Source organism: Paraflavitalea pollutisoli, from assembly GCF_029360705.1.
GTDB lineage: Bacteria > Bacteroidota > Bacteroidia > Chitinophagales > Chitinophagaceae > Paraflavitalea > Paraflavitalea pollutisoli.
This window is the reverse complement of record NZ_JARKMX010000008.1, coordinates 3,181,307-3,205,089: the sequence shown is the minus strand read 5'-3', so window position 1 is coordinate 3,205,089 and position 23,783 is coordinate 3,181,307. Positions and strand designations below refer to the sequence as shown.

Sequence of the window (23,783 nt, the reverse complement as noted above, 5' to 3'; positions counted from 1 at the left end):
TTGTTTTAGATCCCAAAATTGCGGTAGCCACGGGGGGGCGGCAAACCCATTCAATTGACAGCCCACACTTTTCAATGCTTCCGGGTTCGTCTTAAACCGTTTTACCCATTGAAAAAACGGCGTCATTCGTTGAATTCGGGATGGCTATCTCCGGCCGATCCCTACATTTGGGGTATGACTAAACCGGCCGGCAAAGGCATCAACATATTATGGGCGCAGGTCTTCAGCTGGACCTTCCTGGCACTGATCATCTTCCTGCTGTTCTTTCACGAAGGGGTGACGATTGTGCAGAGTATTGTAAGGACCATCTGTTATACCTGCTTCTTTGCCATGATTGTATACATCAATACCCTTGTGCTGGTGCCCCACGTGTATCGCCGTCGTAGCAAATGGTTATATGTACTGCTTGTGGTGGTGCTGCTGGTCGCTGTTACCTGGTCTTACATCGGTGTCGACCTGTTGCTGGAGTGGTATGTCTTTCGTACGGAGGATAAACCCATGAAAGTTCCTCCCCTGCGTGTATACATGGGACTCTTCTTTCTCAATACCATCATATACCTGTTTAGTCTGCCCGTACGGCTGGCATTTGACTACGTCGTGATGCGGGGACAGCAAGAACAATTGCAGCGCCGTACGGCCGAGGCCGAGCTCAACCTGCTCAAAGCACAGGTGCAACCCCATTTCCTTTTCAATACGCTCAATAACATCTATTTCGTAGCCCAGCGCGAATCGCCCAATACAGCCATGTTGCTCGAACGCCTGTCCAATATCATGCGGTATTTTGTCGATGAAGGGCCCAAGGAGCGTATTCCCTTGACACGGGAGATCGATTTTATCAATGACTATATACACCTCGAGAAACTGCGCATGCGTCATCCTATGCAGACAGATTTTCAAATCTCCGGCGAGGTGAACCAGGTAACCATCCCGCCGATGTTGTTGATCCCCCTGGTTGAAAATGTCTTTAAGCATGGCGTCAACAAACGCAGCGAAAGCAATACCCTGGCAATGAAAATGGTACTCGATCAGGTTCAGCTCGAGCTGACGGTAGTGAACCCGCTATTCGAAGACCAGGAGCCCTTGCAACGTGACGGAAATGGACTCACCAACCTGCAGAACCGGCTGCAGCTATTATACGGACAAAACTTTACCTTGCGTACAGAGAAGAAAGACGGCCAGTTTATCGCCTACTTAAAAATTCCTTTGTCGTGAACAGCATAACCTGCCTGATCGTGGATGATGAACCCAATGCAGTACAACTGCTGGAAGATCACGTCCGTAAGCTGCCCTTCCTGGAATTGAAAGCCACCTGCTTCGATGCGTTTGAAGTGTTGGAGTTCCTGAAAAAAGACACGGTGCAGCTTATTTTCATGGATATCAATATGCCGCAGATTTCCGGGATGGACCTCGCCGCCTTATTGCCCCGTGATCAGCACATTATTTTCAGTACGGCCTATGCAGAGCATGCGCTGGAGGGATATGAATACAATGCGATCGACTACCTCCTGAAACCGGTTACCTTTAAACGGTTTTTACAGGCCGTAACCAAGGCGCAGGCGGTATTGACGCAACAAGCCACCAACACCACGCCAGTTCAGGAGAACGCTCCCTCGACCAAATACATCTTCGTGAAGTCGGGCAAGCAATTGGTAAAAGTGGAATACGATAAGATACTGTACCTCGAAGCATTGAAGGAATATGTGAATATTATCACTCCCGACAGCAAGATGCTGATCTACAAACGGATGAAGGAACTCGAAGAACAACTACCCGCCAACTTTATCCGCATCCACAATTCGCACATCGTCAACATCGATCATGTACAGCATATCGCCGACAACCAGGTTGTGATCGGCAGCGCCAAACTCGCCGTCAGCGCTTCGTACAAAGAAGCTTTTTTACGACGGATCAATCAGCGGTTATTGTAACAGGCGGCCCCGCCGAATGGATCGCTGCGGGTAATGGCCCACCGTCTTCCATCACGTCTCCAAACTTGGCCGCTACCTGCTTTGTCGTGTGGGTGGCAGGCTTTTAAAATCTGCCGGTAGTTCCGCAACCCGCCCGGCAGATCTCATCATGGCTATACCGCTATCGTTAGGATTGACGGGAGAAGATCTTGCTCACGATCTTCCACGCGCCATTGATCTTGAGCAGGTTCATGTAGTCGTTGAGGACCACGGTGCCGCTTTCAATGCGTATCTTGGCCTGTGCTGCCGTACCTTCGATATTCAGGCTTACAATGCTGATCTTTCGCTCACTTTTTTTAGTATTGGCCTTGGCACGGGCAATGAAGTCGGCAATCGGCACGTCTTTAAATTCCCCCGATTGATAGTCGATGTATTTCATGGTGGCTGTTGGATGAAAAGCCAGCTCCATCCGGTTGCCATCTCCACTCATATAGTTTTCCAGGCAGGCACGTACACCCGTTTCTTCGGGATTCGTTTGAGCGGCACCGGCAATGGGCCGGGCAAAAAGACCAATAACAAGTAGGAGAATCGATGCGATCTGTTTCATGGTGTTTGATGTTTTAAGTAGTAAAGTGTTGTTGCAGTACTTGCGTAAAGGATACCATCTCGGCCTGGGTGCCAATGGTGAGGCGGGCCCAACGCGCTTTTTCTTCCACGAACTTCCCCACACGGATCTGGTGATCCGCCAGCTTTTGCAGGAAATTACCCTGGTCGCTTTGCAGCGAGTAGTACAAGAAGTTGACGTTGGAAGGGATGAAGGGAAGACCTGCTTTTTTCAGGGCTGCCTCCGTGAAGGCCCGGGCACTGGCGTTCTGCTGGCGAGAGCTGCTGACAAAGCCGCTGTCTTCCAGCGATGCGATAGCCCCGGCTACGGAAACGGCACTGGGGCCTGCATTGATCCAGGGTTGCAGCCGACCCAGCTGCTGCGTCAGTTCGGGATGTGCCAGCGCATAACCGATGCGGGCACCTGCCAGTCCATAGATCTTGGAGAAGGTCTTCACGATGATCAGCCGTTTGTTGTTGAGTAGCAGGGGAGCCAGCGAAGGTTCATCCGTATACTCGAGATAAGCCTCGTCAACCAACACGAGCGCTTGCTGCGAAGCGGCCGTTACGAAGCGGGTGAGTGCCGCATGGTCTACGATCGTCCCCGTCGGGTTGTTGGGATTGCAGACATACACCAGGCGGGTGTTGGTGTTGACCTGCTGTACCATCGCCGGCAGATCATGTACCTTCTCAGCCGTAAGTGGTACTTCGGCGACTTGTAAACCCTGCTGTTGAGCGGCCGTCCACCAGAGGTTGAAGGTAGGAGTTGCGCATACCATATTGCCGGGCTTGAGTGCCGCAAAACTGGCGATCAGGCCCAATAACTCCGAAGAGCCGGCGCCCATCAATACCGCGTCTTGGGTAAGGCCGTAACGCGCCGCGATCTTTTCCCGCAATACCGTTGTCTGGTCCCAGGGATAGCGGTTGGAAGCTGTTATCGCAGCGGCCATGGCGGCGCGGGCCTGCGGCGAAGGACCATAAGGGTTTTCGTTGGCATGGAGCCGGATCGGCCCGGCTGGTGGTGGTGTACGACTTTCTCCGTTAAACAGCGAGGGGATAAAGCCGGTAGAAGCGGCCAGCGCCAGGGAGGTTTGCTTCAGCCAGTCACGGCGTGCAATGACTTGTTTCATACTGACAGGTTTTGGAGCCACAATATTACCACGGTGACCAGGTGGCCTGAAACGGGTTCGGCTACAGGCTGGTATTATTCGACCCTTCGGCAGGCGCGGAAAACGTCGAAAAAGGAGCCCGATCGGTCGAAGGCCGCTGTCTCCTGCTACAGGAATGCGGCAATTTGCGTACTTTGAACAGCCATGACCGTGCCACCGATCGATATCGCCTTACGCAGAAAGCTGTTGCGCATGCAGGCCGCAGTGTGGATCTTCTTTTATGTATTCATGGTGTTGTATGCCATACAGAAATGGGAGCGGCCTTCTTATGGGGTATGGTCTGTGACCATCGCGACCATTACTTACCTGGTGGCTGTGTATGGCAATACGGCCTGGTTGATACCACGGTTTTACCGCACCAACCGGCTTACCGCCTATTTCCTGCTCAGCAGTGTGTTAATTGGTATTCTGGTAGCTGGTCGCATGTATGCCGAACAGCAGGTGTTGTTGAAAAGCCATAGCACGTTCTACAATCTGGGATTGCCGCATTTCTCCTACGCGTTCATCACGATCATCCTGGCTTTTATGTTTGGCGCCTTGCTACACATCACGATCGACCACATGCACCTGCTACGCAAGCAGGAGGAAATGCGTCACCAGCAGCTGGCTGCCGAGCTGAACCTGCTCAAAGCACAAGTGCAGCCCCATTTTCTGTTCAATACCCTTAACAACATCTATTACCTGGCGTATACGAAGAATGACAAGACGGCCGAAGTAGTGGCGAAGCTTTCTGATATCATGCGCTATTTTGTCGATGAAGCTCCCCTCGAGCGGGTGCCGCTTCGCACAGAAGTAGAATTCCTCCAGAACTACATCGAGCTGGAGCAGATCCGGATGCTGCACCAGGCATCCCTGACATTCGATTACGAAGGCATCAATGATGCTCAGCTGATACCGCCCATGCTGATGATCACCCTGGTAGAGAACATCTTTAAACATGGTATCGATAAGTCGGTACCCCAAAACAAGGTAGTCATCAGCTTGCAACAGGACGGAGGATACCTGGTGTTCAGCACCCGCAACAGCCATTATAACCTGGAGCACAATGGTAAAGGAGGAGTAGGACTCACCAACCTGCGCAAACGCTTGCAACTCTTGTTTGGAAATGACTTTACGTTGACAACAGAAAAGAACGAACAGTGCTATACTGCCACGCTTAAATTTCCGGTAGCATGACGATCAATTGCCTGGTCATAGACGACGAACCATTTGCAGTCAACCTGCTGGAAGAATACATCGGCCAGGTGCCCTACCTGCATTTGCAGCACAAATGCTACAATGCGATCGAAGCCTTGAGTTACCTCAAAACAGCCCGGCCCGACCTCATCTTTCTCGACATCAACATGCCACACCTGTCGGGTATGCAACTGGTAGCGCTGTTACCACCCGATCAACCTTTCATTTTTACCACCGCCTATTCGGAATTTGCCGTAGACAGCTACGAAAAAAATGCCGTAGACTACCTGCTCAAGCCCATCACCTTCGAACGCTTTCTGCTGGCGGTCAATAAAGTAGTAAAGTTGAACCCGGCAACACCTGCTGCGGCTACCACGACGGGCGGACAAAAACTATTTCTCAAAACTGGTAAGGCCATCGTGCAACTGGAATACAATGATGTATTATTGGTAGAAGGGTTGAAAGATTATGTCGTGTTTCATACCAGTGAAACCAAACATGTGGTGTACAAACGCATGAAAGACCTCGAGGAAACCCTGCCGGCACAGTTTTCCCGGGTACACCTGTCCTACATCATAAATAGGCACCATATCCGGCGTATCGAAGACAACCATGTGCATATTGGCATCGAGCGCATTCCCATCAGCGAAAAATACCGGGAGGCATTTCACGCGCGCATCAGTAAAGGTCTTCTGTAGACGTTGTGGCCACATTCAGCCACCTATGACGGTGGCCTGGCTACATTAACAAGCCGGCTACTACGGCACGATTGTTTATTGGGGTAAATTCATGCCAAAACAACTACCATGCGCTTACCAATCACCATGCTGCTGACGCTGAGCCTGTACACCAGCTGCATGCAGCAATCGACCATTGTGACACCCGCGGCGGAAAACATTACACAGGAGGAAGTACAGGCTTTTGTGGCGCATTACGACAGTGCCTGGAACAGTAAACAGGTATCCGAAATGGATAGTCTTTATGGCCGCGCTTATGTGTATTTCACCTCCATAGGAGGCATGACCAATCGCGAGGCCAACCTCGAAGTGCTGGGGGCTGATTATTACAACGTGTTGCAGGCCAGTCGTACGGAACTTGATATCCGCATCGATGGCAACACGGCCATCGTGGGCTCTCGTTGGCAAGGCAACGGCTTGTGGAAAGGCACACCGTTCAAAGACAACCAACGTTGCGGGCTGGTCATCCAAAAGCAGCAGGGTAAATTAAAGCTCCTCACCGAACATTGTGTCGAGATCAAGGCCGATACGGCTACCGCGGCAGAGTAGGGGAGAAAACATACGCTTCACAATGCTGCACCTGTGGCTCAAACTCCAGCAGGTACTTTTTATCATCTTCATAGTAGCGGGCTTTTTCGACATCATCACCGGCAAAATCGCGGATGTGCTCAAAACTATCCCACCAGGAGATGGTCCAGATATGGGTGACGTCGCCTTCTTCCCGTTGCCAGATCTCAGCACCTCGGTTGCCGGGCGTGGCGAGGTAATCGGGAATGCCGGTATCGACAACATATTGACGGTATACGGCGGCATCTTCCGTACGCGTGCGTCCATGCCAGATGCGGGAGATCATAGGCTGTATTGTTTACCGTAAGTTCGTACATGTTGCCGGTATTGGTGGTAGAAAATAGTCGATACTTGTCGAGAGAAAGAAAAAGATTGCCTGCTAATGGTGATTGGGGCGGTACTCATCGCACGAGTGTCACGGTGCCGCGTTGTAGGTATACCGCACCCGTGTAGTCGATGGCTTTCACGGCCCATACATACAGGCCGGGCGCCTGCTCTTTGCCGCCTACCTTGCCGTCCCAGCTATTGATGGATGAAGGGCTGCTGTATACCAACTGCCCCCAGCGGTTATAGACGTTGAAATACTCCACGCGTTCCATGCCGGCAGCTATAAACCGGAACACATCATTGTTGCGATCGCCATTGGGTGAGAAAGCAGTAGGTACAAAGATGGAAGGTTTGGTCTTGAATACTTTTACCTGCACAAAGGCGGAATCTACACAATCCGCTTCGTTGTAGACGAGCACCTTGTATTTGTAACCAGTCGATTCCGTAAAATGGGTCACCACCGGGTTGGGGATATCTGTGGCCGACAAACCTTCTCCCGGCGACCAGCGGTAACGAACGCCCCCGGTAGCCTTCAATTGCAAAGGTTGGCCCACCACAGCGGCCGTATCCCTGCCGGCAGAAGCAAGTATATCCGGTAATACGGTCACCAATACCGTATCGAGTCCTGCTTTGGGGCAACCCTTCGTATCATAGGCTGCTAAAATATAGGGCGTGCTGCCCTTGGGCCTGGCCATCGGTTCCAGAATGGCGGCATTATTCAGGGTGGCGGCCGGTGTCCAGACAACCGTTTTGCCATCGGTACTGCCATGCAGCTGTACGGCTGCATCGAAGCAGATCATGACGTCGGGGCCGGCATTGGCAACCGGGTAGGGCACCGTATTGACCCGCACGTCGCCGGTAGCCGAGCAGCTGCCAATATGGGCCGTAACGCCATACAGGGTAGTGGTTGGCGTGGTTGCCAGGGGAAATGCCGCTCTGGGGTCGATGAGTTGCTGGGCAGGCGTCCAGGCATATTGCAACCCGTCGGAAGTAAGATGCAGGCGAATGGGATCACCAGCACAGATGAGTGTATCATCCATCACCTGAAGCGTTACGTGGTCCACCACGCGTACCTGCACCGAGTCGCGGTTGAGGCAACCATTGTCATCGAGGTCCACATAGTATTTGGTGGTGGTAGTGGGTGATACGGTGGGGGTAGGTGTATTGGCGTTGGTCATATGGACGGTGGGCGTCCAGCTGAACACGCCACCCCCGCCGGCATTCAGTTGTACGGCATCGGGTATGCAGATCAGGGTATCGCGGAAAGCCAGAACGATCGGCGGCTTGTCGACGATCGATACCAGTTTGGAGACCGTATCGATACATCCCTTGCTATCGCTGGCAATGAGTCGCACTGTGCGCGGGCCAAGTGAGGGAAAGGTATAGGTGGGATGTTGTTGCTGGGAACTGGCAGTTGGATCACTGCGTTCCGCAAAATCCCACGACCAGCCACTGACGCGACCATACACCGAGGTGCTGATATCACGAAACCGGGTCGGCTTGTTGACACAGATACCCACGAAGCTGAAGTCCGGTTCGAAGCCAGGATATACGAGGGCAATCGCGTTGGCCGAATCGGCACATTGACCATTGCGGTTGATCACCAGTTTGATGCGGTACGTGCCGGTGTCGGCGAAAGTATAGCCGGCAGTAGCAGTTGTAGCGGCGAACAATGGGTTGCCACTACTCGTGGAGATCTCCCAATTATAACTACTGATCAGCGGGCTCACCGATAGATTATTGAGTCCGATGGTTTGCGTATTGCCACACAACATATAGGCAGCTGGGATCGTAGCCGCGGCGATATTGCAGGAGGTGATTTTGATCTGCAGGTCTTTTCGCTGGGTAGCGATCACCTTATTGTCGCGTATCTCCTGTACGCACACGGTTACCACGTAGGTGCCTTCATCCGGTGCAATGCCGGTAATGAGACCAGTAGATGGGTTGATCTGTACAGTAGCGCCGAGGGGCACACTGCCATTGAAATTGTTACCATAGGGAACGGAGTAGTAGGGAGGTTGGTTGGGAGGCGTGGCATTGCCGCCACCACCAACGGAGCCACCGGTATAGGCTTCACAAAATGAATACGCCAGCTCGTCGGTGGCATCGGGATCGCGGGCAGCAAAGCTATAGGAGAAAGCATTGTTGGCGCATACCACTACCATATCGCTGCCGGTGAAATGAGCGCTGTTGTTGCGGGGACCATCAGTGTGAGAGGCGGTGCCGGGAATTTCGCCCACATACGTAGCGCCGATATTGCTGTAGCCCGATACCAGGTTGCTGATGCCGTTGATGCGGTAGTTGACCTGCGTGGCCAGCACATAGCCTTCTACCGAACCGGGTAAGGAGATGTCGAAATCGTAGTAGCCTACCCGGTAGCATACTGCTGGAGGGTTGGAGATGCAGGGGCCGGCATTGGTAAGGTTCAGTGTTTCCTGCATGGCGAGGGGGACCGTCACATCCTCTACGCGGGCGTAATTGCCTTTGTTGAAAATACCGATGATGCCAGGGTTACTGAATTGCCGGTTGCTGAAGCAATCCATAAAAAGCTTGACTGTAACGCGGTAATGAAATTGACCGTTGCTGCTGCCGATGAGGGTATAATAAGTTTCGCCGCCGGTGATGTGATCTGCGCGGGCGGAAAGGCACGCCATGAGGAAGAAAAGGGCAAGGCCACCTGTCCTCATGCGAAGGTATCCATTGGTATGTACAATGGCAGCAATGACTATGTGATTTGGTGGGTTAAATCGTGTCTGAAACTTCTATCCATAATTTACGAATTTTTGGAGAGAAGGTTGGCCGTGGGGGATTAATCTTTTCAGGGCTTAGGCGGTTCGGGCCAGCAGCCATACCAGCAGCAGTAAGGCTATGAGCAGTCCGTAGGTAGCGGGGCGGGCGAAGTTGAACGTGAAGCCCAGTCCGCGTTGTTGTTTGGGCACTATGATCCTGTTGTCTTCCCGGTTGAAATAGAACGTGTTCCATATGTACCGACCGTTATCGTCTACCGGATCTTGCATCAGGCAAAATTACGAAACCTACCGTTATCGCTTGCCGAGCTCGATCACGTTGCAGTCGCGCATGTTGTTGCCGTCGATGACGAAAGTGATGAGGGTGCGCACTTTATGCCATCCTTCCCGCCCTGCTGCGCCGGGATTCATATGCAGGCAGCTGAGCTTTTCATCATATATCACTTTCAGGATATGTGAGTGGCCGTCGATGAACAGTTGCGGTGGACGGGCCGTCAGCTCCCTTTTCACGATCGGGTTGTACTTGGGGGGATAGCCACCGATATGCGTCATGTACACTTCCACTTCCTCACAATGCCAGCGCAGGGTTTCGGGAAATGCCTGCCGGATATCATTGCCATCGATATTGCCGAAAACGCCTTTCAGCGGTTTGAAATCTTTCAGTTGGTTGGCGAGCTCCAGGGTGCCGAAATCGCCGGCATGCCAGATCTCATCGCACTGGTCAAAATGCTTGAAAACCGCTGGGTCGAGATAGCTATGGGTGTCTGATATCAATCCGATTCGCGTCATGCAGAAAAAATAAGGCGCAAAGATAACAAGATTGCCCACTGCCATATAGCACAAAAAGAATCAATCGTGCCCGCTCGGCCAAATGTAAGATGCCCGGAATGCTAAATCTTGGCGCAGGTACTTGCGGCACCCGCCAGATTGAGTATTTTGGCAGTCAAAATAACCCCGTCTCATGAGCGACACCGTAGACCGGCAGATGATAGAGGCTACCTATCGTCGGAAGTCGGATGAAGAATTGATCGTTTTGCTGACAAACAATGCTGCGGGCCTCACGGCAGGGGCCAGTGAGCCGACCAGCTACCTGAAAACATTTGTTAGGGAACGCTGCGGAGAAATAGAAGCCAATAAGACGGATGCAGAAGCATTGCGCGGGATATTGCTGAAGTAGTATGAAACAGCTATAACAAACTTCCCCGTACCTAAAACTGATGTTGAACCATGCGCACATTTGAAGAGCTACTCGATGAAAAGGACCCCGCCTGGCCGCAGATCCTCCAATGGAAAGAGGCAGCAGTCAACAATGTAGAACTGCTGCCGGCCGATGAAACAAAAGCCCGCGAGGCACTATATAGTATTCAGGTAACAACCCGGTCGCTCTTGGGGGCTGTTGCCTACCATTCAGGCGGCATCTTGATCGATGACGGGTGGATCAGGATATTGGGATCGGGCCATCCGCGCTTGCCCCGCAACCTGCCCGACTGGAACCTGGGTAAAACATTTCAGGAATACGGTATGCGCCCTGCCTGGTGGTTGGTCGCCGACGACGCCATAGGTGGGTTCTTTGCAGTCAATGGAGGCTATTTTGGGACCGATACATTGGGTGCCGTTTATTACTTTGGTCCCGATACGCTGGAGTGGGAGAACCTCGACATGACCTATACCAGTTTTGTGATGTTTTGTTTTCAGGGTGATGTGGCTGGCTTTTATGAAGGGTATCGCTGGGAGGGCTGGCAGGCCGATGTCGTGGCTTTGCCGGGTGATCAAACGTTTATGATGCTTCCTCCACTGTGGACAAAGGAAGGGAAGAATATACAAACGAATCAAAGGACTGCTATTCCCGTCGAAGAGATGTATGGCGTGAGTATGGATTTTAGCCGTCAAGCCACTCGCTAACACGAGGCCTTAATCGATCAACCCATCCCGTTGTAGCTGATCCAGGATCATAACAGCCCCGGGTGCCTGATTCACCTCCTGTTGATAAAGCGCCGGGGTAAACCAACCGAGCTTACCGATTTCCGCGGAAGCTACCGGCGCTACCGCTTTGTGTACCAGGAAACATTCCTGCTCCATGATCACGCCGGTCTTTTCACCATAGGCTGGCGCCGTGGTATGGGTGTAGAAGGTGAGATCGGCAGGCGTAAGATGAATGTTCAACTCTTCTTCAATTTCACGGCAAAGAGCTGCTTCCGGCGTTTCGCCGGCATCGATCTTGCCGCCCGGCAGGTAAAAGCATTGTTTGTTGTTGCTGAATGCCAGCAGCAGCTTCCGCTCGCGGATAATGAGCAGGCCGACAGTGTGCAGGGAGACCGTTCCGGGAGATTGTTCCATTATTTCTTATCTTTAGAGCAACGATTGAAATTATGCCATTCCACCGCAATTTCACTTATTGGATCGATAAACGCCGCTGGAAATATTATTTCCTGATGGTGTCCCTCGAAGCTTCGCGATAGACCGCTGCGTTCGCATGATCGTACAGCGAACCTCTACCTCTCCTGCAGGCCGGATGGCTGCTTTTCTTGTCAGGCAACTATTACTGAACATCAAACATTTATTGCTATGCCTTATTATCATAAACTGGGACAGATCCCCCATAAACGTCATACCCAATTCCGCAAGCCCGATGGCGGCCTGTATGCGGAGCAGTTGTTTTCTACGGAAGGCTTTTCCAATGATTATTCGCTGCTTTATCATTGTCATCCGCCAACGGCCATCATTCATACCGATGAACCGGTCAATGTGGCGCCGACCGTGGCGGAAGAGAAGATGCTGAAGCACCGCAGCTTTGACGGGTTTAAGATCAAGCCGCAAAAAGACTACCTGCAAAGCCGCAAGCCGGTGTTGGTGAACAATGATTGTCACGTGGTGCTGGCCGCGCCGCAAGAGAGTATGCACGATTACTTTTTCAAGAATGCCGATGCAGATGAGATGATCTTTGTGCACGAAGGCAAAGGCGTTTTGCGGACGATGTATGGCGAGTTGCCGTTTGAATACGGCGATTACCTGGTGATACCCCGTGGCACCATCTACCAGATGCATTTCGCCGATGCGCATAACCGATTGTTTATCGTTGAATCATTCAGCCCGATACGTTTTCCCAAGAGATACCTCAGCAAGTATGGACAGTTACTGGAGCATTCACCGTATTGCGAACGTGATATCCGAGCACCGGAAAACCTGCCGACGATTGATGAGAAGGGTGACTTCCTGATCAAAACGAAGAAGCGGGGTATGTTGTACGGCATTCATTATGGCCATCATCCTTTCGATGTGGTGGGGTGGGATGGATGTTGTTATCCATTTGCGTTCAGTATACACGATTTTGAACCCATCACCGGCCGCGTGCACCAGCCACCACCGGTACACCAGACTTTTGAGGGCAACAATTATGTGGTTTGTTCCTTCTGTCCGCGTTTGTTCGACTATCATCCCCAGGCGGTGCCTGCGCCGTATAACCACAGCAATATCGACAGCGACGAGTTGTTGTATTATGTGGATGGAGATTTTATGAGTCGCAAGAACGTGACCCGCGGTATGATCACTTTGCATCCGGGCGGAATTCCCCACGGGCCACATCCCGGTGCCGTCGAAAAAAGCCTGGGCGCCAAAGAGACCAAAGAGCTGGCCGTGATGGTCGATACATTCCATCCATTGCAATTGACCGTCGAAGCCCTCGATATTGAAAATGATAACTACACCATGAGTTGGGCAGAGTAGTGAAATAATATAAAAAGCCACTCTCTTTGGGAGTGGCTTTCTTATACAATGTGCAATTTAACTACACGTAGACAGGGATTACATCAGATTCAGTGATGAAGTAGCAGCCTGTATATGCTCAAATAAGTTCAAGTGGAAGTAGTCGTTGTAGCCCCTAATTTGGCGCAATCCCCTTACAAACGACACCGGAGTATCGTGCTAACTGCGCTTCCATATCCCTCCCATGGCCGTCGGGAAGCCACCGCTGGTCAACGCCAGGTTAACCCCAGGTCAACTCCATGTCAAGCCCATGTCGGAGTGGGTCAAATGCAGGCCGGAAGCGGATTGATGATGTGTTGGATCGGCATAGCCGCGCCCAGAGCGGGTTTGATCGAAATGCCGTTGATAAGATTCGTGGTCATCATGCCTTTTTAGCCAGGATAGTTTTAGCTTTATGCAATATACAAAACCGGGGTACCGGTCTCCAAATAGTTTATGCACTGCACCACCACCAAAACAAGTCTCTCAGTCATAGAGCCCCTGCGGGCGCTGTTCCTGCATGAATTCAATGGTCAGTATGTACACAACAAATGCCACCTCTATGGCTGGGCAGATGCCTGGTTGCTGCAGCTCAACGGTCAGCCAGTAGGGTATGGATCTGTCTGGGGCAAAGAACAGCGGGCCGACAGGGATTCCATCTTCGAATTCTATGTGCTGCCCGATTATCGTCGATGGGCACGCGAATGCTTTGGTGCCCTGCGGGAGGCCGCTCAGACGCCGTTTATCGAATGTCAGTCCAACGATTTCCTCCTCACCGCTATGCTCTACGAACACGCGCGTAGCATATACGCAGAAGCCATTCTTTTTGAAGATCAATATGCCACCCATTTCCCTATGGGCAACCGACAATGGCAGGCTGCCAGCAGCGATAATCCCAACGATGTCCCTTTCATACTGACCGAAGCGGGCGAAACCATCGCCAGCGGTGGCCTCATGCTCAATTACAACAAGCCTTACGCCGACCTGTATTATGAAGTGGTGGAAAGCCGTCGTCGCCAGGGTATCGGCGCCCTGATGGTCCAACAACTCAAAAAGGCTGCCTACGACCTGCACCGCATTCCCGCCGCCCGTTGCAATATTAAGAACGCCATCTCCAAAGCCACGCTGCTCAAAGGAGGCTTCGGCGTATGCGGTTACATCCTCCAGGGCGAACTGTAATAGCCCATTCATCGGGCACCTAGGTCTGATCACTGCTTCATAGTCAATAAGCCCACAGCCGCGCCGAAACACTATCCAGCACAAGCCCACTTCCCGGCTACCAACTAAATATCCTCCCGAATGCGCCATTCGGCTCACCGCGCCAGAAGACCTGCCGGCTAGCCAAGCAACGGGGATGAATAACTTTTCAATCCCCCGTTCAGCCCGCCCGGAATGTCCCGCGAAAAGGCCCTTTTGGCGAGCAAACTTACCTCCCCAAGGACTTTTCGTATACCCAAAAATGTCTCATCCTGCACCCTGGCGGGTTAAATGCGGTTTGATCTACCATATTGATAAACAGTGCTATAATAGAAAGTCGAAAAGTTTCTGCCGCTTTGCTTGGCAGTATGAACAGCTTGTTTATACCTTTGGTTTAACTATTTGGTTAAACTGTATGGTTGACGAGTTGAATAAGGATCAAAGTACCGAACAAAAGATACTGACCGCAGCTAAAGCCGTGTTCATCGAGCAGGGACTGGCCGGCGCCCGCATGCAGGACATCGCCGACAAGGCCGGCATCAACAAAGCGCTCCTGCATTACTATTTCCGCAATAAGGAAAAACTATTCGACATGGTGTTTGCCGAGGCTGCCGCCAAATTCATGCCCCGCATCAGCATGCTCTTCGAAGCCGATGTACCCCTGTTTGACAAGATCAGGTTGTTTGTCGACAACTACATGAATCTGCTGACAGAAAACCCCTTCATCCCCATCTTTGTCCTCAACGAAGTACACAAGAATCCCGAAGAAGTCATCATGAAAATATGGGGTGGTCGCATGCCCCCGATCAACGAGTTTGCCGCCCAGATACACCGGGAAGTAGCAGCCGGTACCATCAAGCCCATCAAGCCCATTCACCTCATGCTGAACATGATCTCGATGTGCATATTTCCCTTTGTAGGCCGCCCCATCATCACGACGGTCTTCAACCTGGGTGAACATGGCTTCAATGCCATGATAGAAGAAAGAAAACAACAGGTGGCAGATTTTGTCATCGATGCATTAAGACCATAAAATTTTTTTATGTACACATTAACCAATTGGTTAAAGAGAAAGATGAAACACGGCCTGGCAGTTCTTGCACTAGGAGGCGCTTTGCCAGCCTTCGCGCAAGACAGTACCCTGCTTACACTCGAACAGGCCTACGACCTGTCACGCGAAAACTATCCGCTCATCCGGCAAAAAGGATTGGTGAAGCAAACAGCCGACCTCACCATCGACAACCTCAGTAAGAGTTACCTGCCGCAAGTCACAGTGTCGGGACAGGCCAGCTACCAGTCTACCGTAACCAGCATCCCCATTCGCGTAGCGGGCCTCGATATTCCCACACTCTCCAAAGACCAATACCGCATTCAGGCCGAAGCTACGCAGTTGCTCTACGATGGTGGTGCAACAGCTGCACAGAAGAACCTGCAGGGAGTCAACGCACTGGTCGAAGACCAGCGGGCCGAAGTCGATCTCTACAAGGTCAAGGAACGCATCAACCAGTTTTACCTTGGTATCCTCCTGCTCGACGAGCAACTCAAGCAAACCGAACTCGTCAAAAAAGATATACAGCTGGGCATCAAACGCGTCACTGCACAGGTCAACAACGGCACCGCCTTCCGCTCCAACCAACTGGTACTGGAAGCCGAACTGCTCAAAGCACAACAACGTACCATCGAGCTGCGCGCCACCCGCAAAGGATGGCTGGAAGTGCTGTCGCTGTTTCTTAACAAGCAACTACCGGAAAACACCGCCCTGCAACTGCCGGTGACCCGCACCTATATCATGGACCCCGGTGTCAACCGGCCCGAGTTGAAATTATTCACCTACCAGGATAGCTTGTTCAAATCACAGAACCAGTTGATCAGCGCAAAGAACCGACCACGCACCAGTCTGTTTGTACAGGGCGGTTACGCCAGGCCGGGCCTGGACATGCTCAAAAACGAATTCGATTGGTTTTACATCGCCGGCATTCGCCTCAACTGGTCGCTGGGCAACCTGTATACCACCAAAAAAGAGCGACAACTGCTTACGGTCAATCAACGCATGGTGGAAGTACAGAAAGACCTGTTCCTGCTGAATACGAATACACAATTGCGCCAGCAACAGTCTGAACAGAGAAAACTGGAAGAACTGATGTCATCAGACGATGAGATCATTGTGCTCCGTGCGAAAGTGAAAGAAGCAGCCAATGCACAACTGGAAAATGGCGTCATCACCGCCAACGACTACCTGCGGGAAGTCAATGCCGAAGACCAGGCCAGGCAATCATTGATCACCCACAAACTGCAATGGTTGCAAGCCAAGATCAGTTATGAGACCATTGCCGGCAACCAGTAAACCATCTACCACAACAGCAACAGGATTAAAATACACCAGTATGAAAAATTTGATGACGGGCCTCTTCGCAGCAGCAGCAACCCTGCTAGCCGCCTGCAACAGCAACAAGACCACCCACGACGCAACCGGCTCCTTCGAAGTCGACGAAGTGATCGTATCGTCCGAACTTACCGGTAAACTACTCCGCTTTGAATTGTCGGAAGGCGATTCCCTGTCCAAAGGAAAAGTGATCGGCACCGTCGATGCCGAAAATATCTCCCTGCAGAAAGACCAGGTGCAGGCCAGCATCGAATCATTGAAAGAAAAGACAGCCGATCTCTCGCCTCAGGTAAAGCTGCTGCAAGACCAGTTGATCGTACAGCAATCACAACTCGATCGCCTGCTGCGTGAAAAACAACGTACCGAAAACCTGTTGAAGCAGGATGCAGCCACCGGCAAACAGCTCGATGATATGAATGCGGAGATCGACGTGGTGAAGAAACAGATGGAGGTCACCAAACAACAGATCAACGTACAGCGCAGCAATATCGGTACGCAGAATCGTGGTATCCTCAGCGAAGGCAAGCCCCTCGAAAAGCGGGTGGCCCAGCTGGACGATCAGCTGAAACGCGCCGATATCGTCAATCCGATCAATGGTACCGTCATCACCAAATACGCCGAAGCCGGCGAAATGACCGCTACCGGCAAAGCCCTGTACAAGATCGCCGACCTGTCGGTCATGACCTTACGCGCCTACGTATCGGGCAGCCAGCTGTCACAGATTAAACTCAATCAACCCGTGAAAGTATTGATCGACCAGGGGGCAAAAGACTACAAGGAATATGCCGGCACCATCACCTGGATAGCCGATAAAGCAGAGTTTACACCCAAGACCATCCAGACCAAAGAGGAGCGCGCCAACCTGGTGTATGCCATCAAGGTAAAAGTGAAGAACGACGGCTACCTCAAGATCGGTATGTACGGAGAAGTGAAGTTTTGATCCACCACAACAACATGATCATGCCAGCAGTCATCGCTGAAAATATTGTGAAACGTTACGGGAAGAAAAAAGACACCGTAGAGGCACTCAAAGGTATTTCCTTCGAAGCCGCCGAAGGGGAGTTGTTTGGGATTATCGGTCCGGATGGTGCCGGTAAAACCTCCCTCTTCCGGATTCTCACCACCTTGTTGCTACCCGATGCAGGCAAAGCCACTGTCGATGGACTCGATGTGGTCAAGGATTACAAAGAGATCCGCAACCGGGTAGGGTACATGCCGGGCCGATTCTCCCTGTACCAGGACCTCACCGTAGCAGAGAACATGGAGTTCTTCGCCACCATCTTCAACACGTCCATCGAAGAGAACTACAACCTCGTGAAGGATATCTATTCGCAAATAGAACCCTTCAAAGACAGGCGGGCAGGCAAGCTCTCTGGTGGTATGAAACAAAAGCTCGCCCTCAGCTGTGCCCTCATACACCGCCCCTCCGTACTGTTCCTCGATGAACCAACGACCGGGGTGGATGCCGTATCACGCAAAGAGTTTTGGGAGATGCTGCGCAAGCTGAAACAGCAAGGTATCACCATCCTTGTCTCCACACCTTACATGGATGAAGCCAGTCTTTGCGACCGGGTAGCCCTGGTGCAAAGCGGACAGTTGCTGTCGGTCGATACGCCCGCCGGTGTACGGGGGGCCTTTGGTAAACCCTTGCTGGCGATACGGGCTACGAAAATGTTGCCCTTGCTCGACAATCTCAAAAAGGCGGAGCCCGTGATCGATGCTTATCCTTTTGGAGAGTTTTACCACGCGGTGATGCAACCAGGGTATGATGAGGCCGCTTTACGAAACTACCTCGGGCAAAAAGGGCACGAAGACATAGAGATCCATTCGATAGAACCCGATATCGAAGATTGTTTTATGGACCTGATGAAAAACTAAACCATGGCACAACCAATAGCGATCAAGGCAACAGGATTAACCAAACGGTTTGGCGACTTTACCGCCGTCGATGGCATCTCCTTCGAAGTATACCAAGGAGAGATCTTTGGTTTTCTCGGCGCCAACGGCGCCGGCAAAACGACCGCCATGCGTATGTTGTGTGGCTTGTCGATCCCCACTGGCGGCACTGCCACTGTAGCTGGTTTCGATGTATACGAACAAACCGAACAGATCAAACGCAGCATCGGCTATATGAGTCAGAAGTTTTCCTTGTACGAAGACCTGACGGTAAAAGAAAACATCCGTTTCTATGCAGGTATCTATGGTAAGAGCGATGCGTTCATCAAAGAGAAGACAGCCTTTCTGCTCAAGGAACTGCACATGGAAGCCGAAGGCAATAAGCTGGTGCGCTCCCTGCCCCTGGGCTGGAAACAAAAGCTGGCCTTCTCGGTAGCCATCTTCCACGAGCCCGGCATTGTATTCCTCGATGAGCCAACGGGTGGGGTAGACCCCGTCACCCGCCGCGAATTCTGGAACATGATCTACCAGGCAGCAGCCAGGGGCATCACAGTATTTGTTACCACCCACTACATGGATGAGGCCGAATACTGCAACCGCGTGTCCATCATGGTCGACGGGCGTATCGATGCGCTCGATACACCCAGAGAGCTCAAGCGTTCACTACAGGCAGCCTCGATGGACGAGGTATTCCTGAAACTGGCCCGCAAGGCCACCCGCAATGCCGACTAGCAGCGCGGTGCCATCACACAAGCGTGTAACAATATGAAACAGTTTCTGTCTTTCGTCAAAAAAGAGTTTCACCACATCGCGCGCGACAAGCGAACCTTGTTTATCCTGCTGGGTATGCCCATTATGCAGATCATCATATTCGGGTTTGCCCTCACCAATGAAGTGAAGAACTCGAAGATCGCCATCCTCGACAATGCACAGGACGTGGCCTCCGCAGCAATTCGCGCCCAGCTCGACGCCAGCCGGTACTTCGATGTGGTGCGTGACCTGCACAGCTACGGGGAAATAGAAGCCGAGTTCCGCAAAGGAGCGGTCAAGCTGGTAGTAGTGATCCCCCAGCAGTTCAATACCGATCTGCAGCATTTCAATACAGCCCAGATACAGCTGATTGCCGATGCCTCCGATCCCAATGTCGCCACCACGCTGACCAACTATGCTACCGCGGTCATCATGGACTACCAGGACCGTATCACACAAGGGCGTAAACTACCGTACACCATCAAAGCGGAGTACCGTATGTTGTACAACCCCCAGCTAAAGGGCGCTTACAGCTTTGTGCCCGGCGTGATGGCGATGGTGTTGATGCTGGTGTGTACCATGATGACAGCCATCACCATCGTCAAGGAAAAAGAAACAGGGACCATGGAGATCATGCTGGTGTCGCCGGTAAGGCCGATGAAGATCGTTACCGCCAAGGCGATACCTTACTTGTTGCTCTCGATGGTCAATATAGCGAGCATCCTCCTGCTCAGCGTATTTGTGCTCGATGTGCCCATCAATGGCAGCCTGCTGTTGCTGATCGCAGAAAGTATCCTGTTCATCATCACGTCACTGGCCCTGGGACTGCTCATCTCGTCTTCCACCGGATCACAGCAAACCGCCATGTTCATTTCGCTGGTAGGTCTGTTCCTGCCCACGGTGATGTTGAGTGGGTTCATGTTTCCCATCGAAAACATGCCACTGCCATTGCGCATTATTTCGAATGCCGTGCCCTCCAAATGGTATTATGATATCGTACGCTCCGTCATGATCAAAGGACTTGGCTTTAGCGCCGTATGGAAAGAAACATTGATCCTCACCGGCATGACCCTGTTCCTGCTGACCCTCGCCATTAAGAAATTCAAAATCAGATTGGCATGAGAACCCTGAAATTTTTATTGCAGAAAGAGTTCCGGCAGATCTTCCGCGATCCCGCCATCATACGCATCCTGTTCCTGATGCCACTGATACAATTGATGATCCTACCCCGGGCGGCCGATTATGAGGTCAAGAATATCCGGTTGAGCGTGGTGGACCATGATCACTCCGATTATTCCCGGCAGCTGATTTCCAAGGTAACCGCCTCTGGTTATTTTCAATTGGACAATTACAGCAACTCCTACGCCTTGGGTATGGATGCGGTGGAGAAAGACAAGGCAGACCTGATACTGGAGATACCCGCCAATTTTGAGAAAACGCTGGTGAAAGAAGACCAGGCCACCTTGTTCATGGCGATCAATGCCATCAATGGGGTGAAGGCCAACCTGGGTGGCGCCTATTTGCGCACCATAATACAGGACTTCAACCAGGAGGTCAGGATGGAGTGGATACAATTTCCGCGGTTTAGTCCTGAGCTCAAAATAGCCATCACTTCCTCCAATTGGTACAACCCTTCCATGAACTACCGCCTGTTTATGGTGCCGGGTATCCTCGTGGTACTGGTCACCATGGTAGGTTCTTTCCTGACTTCGCTCAATATTGTCAAAGAAAAGGAGATTGGCACCATCGAGCAGATCAATGTAACACCTATTCGTAAGTATCATTTCATACTGGGTAAGCTCATTCCCTTTTGGGTACTGGGCATCGTAGTACTGACCCTTGGACTGCTGCTCGCGCGCTTTGCCTACAACGTGATCCCACAGGCAAGCCTGCTGACCATCTATGTGTTCTCTGCAGTATACCTGCTCGCCGTATTGGGACTGGGCTTATTGCTCTCCACCTACACGGCCAATCAACAGCAGGCCATGTTATTGTCCTTCTTCATCATGATGGTCTTTATCCTGTTGGGTGGTTTGTATACGTCGATCGACAGTATGCCGGCCTGGGCGCAGTGGCTGACAAAGATCAATCCCGTGGCTTATTTCGTAGAGGTGATGCGCATGGTGATCCTCAAAGGTAGTACCCTATCCGACATCAAACCGCAGCTGGCAGTCGTATCCGCCATAGCCCTGGTGCTCAATGGATGGGCTATTTTGAGCTATAAGAAGCGGGCCTGATGAGGCCCGCCCTTATTTGCGGCAAAGGTGCAGCCTGCCATACTCCCCTTTGAGACGGCGAGGCACTTTTGCTGGTCGTTAAGCTACTGGTGTATCTTGCCATACACCCTGAGCAATTGCTTTTTGTAGATATACAGAGAAGTCAGTTGCCTTTCGGCACAGTGCTTTCTCTACGCCATCAGTGATATGTTCGTTGCGACCGTCCAATACAACAGTAAACAGGTAGGTCAGCATCGAAATATAATCGACAGGTACCTGGTATTCCCGCAGCATGTCTGCATATTCATCGATGGTCACCGATTCGAAGAGGATCCGCTTGCCGTTGGCCATACCTATCTCTTCAATGACTTCCTGGAACGAGAGTAGGCGAGGGCCGGTTACATCGTATAGCTGATCATTGTGGTGCTCAGTGGTCAAAGCCTGAACGGCTATTTCCGCGATATCATCGATGTCGATAAATGGTTCGCGAATGGACCCTACCGGCAACGCTACATGACCTGCCTGTATCGAGTCCAGCAGAAAACCTTCGCTGAAGTTCTGGGCAAACCAGCTGGCACGGATGATGGTCCAGTCTACCCCCGAATTGATGATCACCTTTTCGCATTCCTGTGCTTCCGGCTCGCCACGGCCCGACAACAACACCAACTTACGGACACCGTTTTGAACCGCCAGCCGGGTAAACTCGGTAATGGCGATAAGAGCAGCGGGTATGGCGATGTCTGGTTGGTAGGAGATGTACACGGCATCGATGTGTTGCAGCACCGGCGCCCAGGTGGCGGTGTTGTCCCAGTCGAAGGGTAGGGGCGCCTTCCGCGAGCCGGCGCGTACCGGCAAGCCCAGGTTGGATAAGGTTTGGTAGATACGGCCACCGGTTTTACCGGTGCTGCCAAGTACGAGTATGCGATTAGCGGTTGTTGTTGCTTGCATGGCTGATAATTTTATCCAAAACTACCAGGTAGCCCCCGCCTGAAATAGAACAAAACCGACAGGGATGTTCATCATGATGACCTGGACAAAAGATTGTCTCCATGACTCATTTAGCAAATATTAACCTGGTCTGACGTCCCTTCGTCCTACTTTTGCTGCCATAAAACAGCACTTATGGAATACAGACAACTCGGAGAAACAGACCTGCAATTATCAGCCATCACCTTTGGTGCCTGGGCCATTGGTGGATGGATGTGGGGTGGGGCAGACAGAAAGGAAGCAGTGAAGGCGATCCAGGCATCTTATGCAGCAGGCGTCACCTCGATCGATACGGCCCCTGCTTATGGCCAGGGGTTGAGTGAGGAGATTGTCGCTGAAGCCATTCAGGGCATTCCCCGTGATAAGGTACAATTGCTGACCAAGTTTGGCCTTCGCTGGGATGTGCAGGAAGGAGAATTTTTCTTCAAGAGCAAGGACAATGCGGGCAATGATTTCGATATGTACAAGCTGGCCTCCAAAGCCGGTGTGATCAAAGAGTGCGAAGACTGTTTGCGCCGCCTGAAAACCGATTACATCGATCTGTTCCAGATTCATTGGGCGGATGGCACCACGCCCATCTCCGAAACGATGGAAGCACTGGCGCTGTTGCAACAGCAGGGAAAGATACGGGCTGCCGGCGTCTGTAACTATTCGTTGGCGCAAATGAAGGAAGCGGCACAAACGATCAGCCTCGCCTCCGACCAGGTGCCCTATAGCATGGTGCTGCGTGATGTCGAAAAGGAGCTGGTGCCTTATATGCTGGAGGAAAAGAAATCCATCATTGCTTACAGTCCGCTGCAAAGGGGTTTGCTGACCGGTAAGATCAAGCCGGGTTATCAGTTTGGCGAAGGTGATACCCGCGAGGGCAATCGTTTCTATACTGAAGAAAGCATCGTAAAAGTCAATACCTTCCTCGATACCTTGAAACCATTGGCAGCTTCCAAGCAAGCCTCCCTGTCGCAGCTCGTCATCCGCTGGACGATCGAGCAGCGAGGCATCACCGTGGCACTGGTGGGCGCCCGCAATGCTGAGCAGGCCATACAGAACGCCCAAGCAATCGATGTTAAGCTCAGCAAAGAAGAAATCGCCTTCATCAATCAGCAGATCGCGACTTTGCTGTAATTCGAACCGTGGCATCGAATAGTCGATCTTTACAGACTACCATCATGCTACCAGGCCGTTACGGGATTGACTACGCAATAAAACTCAGCTCCCGACTGCATCAGTTTTATACGGGCAAACCGTCTCCCCAACGCATAAACGCTATGCGATCGGGGAGACGGTTTGTTGTTTGTTGTAATATGAGGTACGAGTGGCGAAGTTCTCACTACTTCGTTTGCGGATACCAGTTTTTTATACTACCTTTTCTTTCCCCTTAGT

At 51.8% G+C, this 23,783-nt stretch carries 25 protein-coding genes; 17 read left to right on the top strand and 8 right to left on the bottom strand.

The features are described from left to right. Positions 1-174: 174 nt before the first annotated feature. Together P2W70_RS26465 and P2W70_RS26460 are read left to right on the top strand one after the other, a co-directional pair. Entirely contained in the window at positions 175-1,212 is a 1,038-nt protein-coding gene (locus tag P2W70_RS26465) for a sensor histidine kinase (RefSeq protein ID WP_276484568.1), read from the top strand. Beyond that, positions 1,209-1,928 (top strand): LytR/AlgR family response regulator transcription factor, encoded by a 720-nt coding sequence (locus P2W70_RS26460; protein WP_276484567.1) that lies wholly within the window; start codon positions 1,209-1,211, stop codon positions 1,926-1,928. The genes P2W70_RS26465 and P2W70_RS26460 overlap by 4 nt, the downstream gene beginning before the upstream one ends. 166 nt (positions 1,929-2,094) lie before the next feature. Here the strand turns inward: P2W70_RS26460 and P2W70_RS26455 are convergent, their stop codons facing one another. Together P2W70_RS26455 and P2W70_RS26450 are read right to left on the bottom strand one after the other, a co-directional pair. Then, the gene (locus tag P2W70_RS26455; RefSeq protein WP_276484566.1) at positions 2,095-2,514 is read right to left on the bottom strand and encodes a nuclear transport factor 2 family protein; all 420 of its coding nucleotides are present in this window, start codon (positions 2,512-2,514) and stop codon (positions 2,095-2,097) included. Between the two features lie 13 nt (positions 2,515-2,527). Beyond that, on the bottom strand, positions 2,528-3,640 hold the full coding sequence (locus P2W70_RS26450) for a pyridoxal phosphate-dependent aminotransferase (protein ID WP_276484565.1): 1,113 nt from the start codon (positions 3,638-3,640) through the stop codon (positions 2,528-2,530). Positions 3,641-3,823: 183 nt separating this feature from the next. On the opposite strand from P2W70_RS26450, the gene P2W70_RS26445 reads away from it, so the two are divergent. The 3 genes from P2W70_RS26445 (at position 3,824) to P2W70_RS26435 (ending at position 6,141) form a co-directional block, all read left to right on the top strand. Then, positions 3,824-4,855: a sensor histidine kinase gene (locus P2W70_RS26445; RefSeq protein ID WP_276484564.1), complete on the top strand. Its 1,032-nt coding sequence runs from the start codon at positions 3,824-3,826 to the stop codon at positions 4,853-4,855. Then, positions 4,852-5,553 carry a LytR/AlgR family response regulator transcription factor gene (locus P2W70_RS26440; protein WP_276484563.1) on the top strand — a complete coding sequence of 234 codons (702 nt, stop codon included), beginning with the start codon at positions 4,852-4,854 and terminating at the stop codon, positions 5,551-5,553. The genes P2W70_RS26445 and P2W70_RS26440 overlap by 4 nt, the downstream gene beginning before the upstream one ends. 108 nt (positions 5,554-5,661) lie before the next feature. Then, positions 5,662-6,141 (top strand): nuclear transport factor 2 family protein, encoded by a 480-nt coding sequence (locus P2W70_RS26435; protein ID WP_276484562.1) that lies wholly within the window; start codon positions 5,662-5,664, stop codon positions 6,139-6,141. Here the strand turns inward: P2W70_RS26435 and P2W70_RS26430 are convergent. The 4 genes from P2W70_RS26430 to P2W70_RS26415 form a co-directional block, all read right to left on the bottom strand. Beyond that, complete coding sequence (locus P2W70_RS26430; RefSeq protein ID WP_276484561.1) at positions 6,125-6,445, bottom strand: antibiotic biosynthesis monooxygenase; 321 nt, start codon at positions 6,443-6,445, stop codon at positions 6,125-6,127. The two genes, P2W70_RS26435 and P2W70_RS26430, sit on opposite strands and share 17 nt — an antisense overlap. Before the next feature lie 115 nt (positions 6,446-6,560). Further along, the gene (locus P2W70_RS26425) at positions 6,561-9,140 is read right to left on the bottom strand and encodes a T9SS type B sorting domain-containing protein (protein WP_276484560.1); all 2,580 of its coding nucleotides are present in this window, start codon (positions 9,138-9,140) and stop codon (positions 6,561-6,563) included. 171 nt (positions 9,141-9,311) lie between these two features. Then, entirely contained in the window at positions 9,312-9,503 is a 192-nt protein-coding gene (locus P2W70_RS26420; protein WP_276484559.1) for a DUF5808 domain-containing protein, read from the bottom strand. 24 nt (positions 9,504-9,527) lie between these two features. Then, positions 9,528-10,022, bottom strand: coding sequence for a metallophosphoesterase family protein (locus P2W70_RS26415; protein ID WP_276484558.1), 495 nt, complete (start codon positions 10,020-10,022; stop codon positions 9,528-9,530). A gap of 172 nt (positions 10,023-10,194) precedes the next feature. Between P2W70_RS26415 and P2W70_RS26410 the strand changes: the two genes are divergently transcribed. Together P2W70_RS26410 and P2W70_RS26405 are read left to right on the top strand one after the other, a co-directional pair. After that, positions 10,195-10,410, top strand: a complete 216-nt coding sequence (locus tag P2W70_RS26410) for a hypothetical protein (protein WP_276484557.1) — start codon at positions 10,195-10,197, stop codon at positions 10,408-10,410. Between the two features lie 50 nt (positions 10,411-10,460). Continuing rightward, entirely contained in the window at positions 10,461-11,135 is a 675-nt protein-coding gene (locus P2W70_RS26405; RefSeq protein WP_276484556.1) for a DUF2625 domain-containing protein, read from the top strand. Positions 11,136-11,144: 9 nt separating this feature from the next. Here the strand turns inward: P2W70_RS26405 and P2W70_RS26400 are convergent, their stop codons facing one another. Then, positions 11,145-11,570 (bottom strand): NUDIX hydrolase, encoded by a 426-nt coding sequence (locus tag P2W70_RS26400; RefSeq protein ID WP_276484555.1) that lies wholly within the window; start codon positions 11,568-11,570, stop codon positions 11,145-11,147. 228 nt (positions 11,571-11,798) lie between these two features. On the opposite strand from P2W70_RS26400, the gene P2W70_RS26395 reads away from it, so the two are divergent. The 9 genes from P2W70_RS26395 (at position 11,799) to P2W70_RS26355 (ending at position 21,437) form a co-directional block, all read left to right on the top strand. Further along, positions 11,799-12,956: a homogentisate 1,2-dioxygenase gene (locus P2W70_RS26395; RefSeq protein ID WP_276484554.1), complete on the top strand. Its 1,158-nt coding sequence runs from the start codon at positions 11,799-11,801 to the stop codon at positions 12,954-12,956. A gap of 474 nt (positions 12,957-13,430) precedes the next feature. Beyond that, the gene (locus tag P2W70_RS26390) at positions 13,431-14,153 is read left to right on the top strand and encodes a GNAT family N-acetyltransferase (protein ID WP_276484553.1); all 723 of its coding nucleotides are present in this window, start codon (positions 13,431-13,433) and stop codon (positions 14,151-14,153) included. A gap of 433 nt (positions 14,154-14,586) precedes the next feature. Beyond that, complete coding sequence (locus tag P2W70_RS26385) at positions 14,587-15,204, top strand: TetR/AcrR family transcriptional regulator (protein WP_276484552.1); 618 nt, start codon at positions 14,587-14,589, stop codon at positions 15,202-15,204. 9 nt (positions 15,205-15,213) lie between these two features. Next, positions 15,214-16,515, top strand: a complete 1,302-nt coding sequence (locus P2W70_RS26380) for a TolC family protein (protein WP_276484551.1) — start codon at positions 15,214-15,216, stop codon at positions 16,513-16,515. A gap of 40 nt (positions 16,516-16,555) precedes the next feature. Beyond that, on the top strand, positions 16,556-17,494 hold the full coding sequence (locus P2W70_RS26375; RefSeq protein ID WP_276484550.1) for an HlyD family secretion protein: 939 nt from the start codon (positions 16,556-16,558) through the stop codon (positions 17,492-17,494). A 20-nt stretch (positions 17,495-17,514) separates the two neighbouring features. Continuing rightward, positions 17,515-18,432 (top strand): ABC transporter ATP-binding protein, encoded by a 918-nt coding sequence (locus tag P2W70_RS26370; protein ID WP_276484549.1) that lies wholly within the window; start codon positions 17,515-17,517, stop codon positions 18,430-18,432. A 3-nt stretch (positions 18,433-18,435) separates the two neighbouring features. Beyond that, a complete protein-coding gene (locus P2W70_RS26365) occupies positions 18,436-19,182 on the top strand; it encodes an ABC transporter ATP-binding protein (RefSeq protein ID WP_276484548.1) in 747 nt (248 codons plus the stop codon). Between the two features lie 33 nt (positions 19,183-19,215). Next, on the top strand, positions 19,216-20,322 hold the full coding sequence (locus P2W70_RS26360) for an ABC transporter permease (RefSeq protein WP_276484547.1): 1,107 nt from the start codon (positions 19,216-19,218) through the stop codon (positions 20,320-20,322). Then, the gene (locus P2W70_RS26355) at positions 20,319-21,437 is read left to right on the top strand and encodes an ABC transporter permease (RefSeq protein WP_276484546.1); all 1,119 of its coding nucleotides are present in this window, start codon (positions 20,319-20,321) and stop codon (positions 21,435-21,437) included. Before P2W70_RS26360 ends, P2W70_RS26355 begins: the two co-directional genes overlap by 4 nt. A 78-nt stretch (positions 21,438-21,515) precedes the next feature. On the opposite strand, the gene P2W70_RS26350 is transcribed toward P2W70_RS26355, so the two are convergent. After that, positions 21,516-22,364: a Rossmann-fold NAD(P)-binding domain-containing protein gene (locus P2W70_RS26350; RefSeq protein WP_276484545.1), complete on the bottom strand. Its 849-nt coding sequence runs from the start codon at positions 22,362-22,364 to the stop codon at positions 21,516-21,518. 174 nt (positions 22,365-22,538) lie between these two features. Between P2W70_RS26350 and P2W70_RS26345 the strand changes: the two genes are divergently transcribed. After that, positions 22,539-23,525, top strand: coding sequence for an aldo/keto reductase (locus tag P2W70_RS26345; RefSeq protein ID WP_276484544.1), 987 nt, complete (start codon positions 22,539-22,541; stop codon positions 23,523-23,525). Positions 23,526-23,783: the final 258 nt, after the last annotated feature.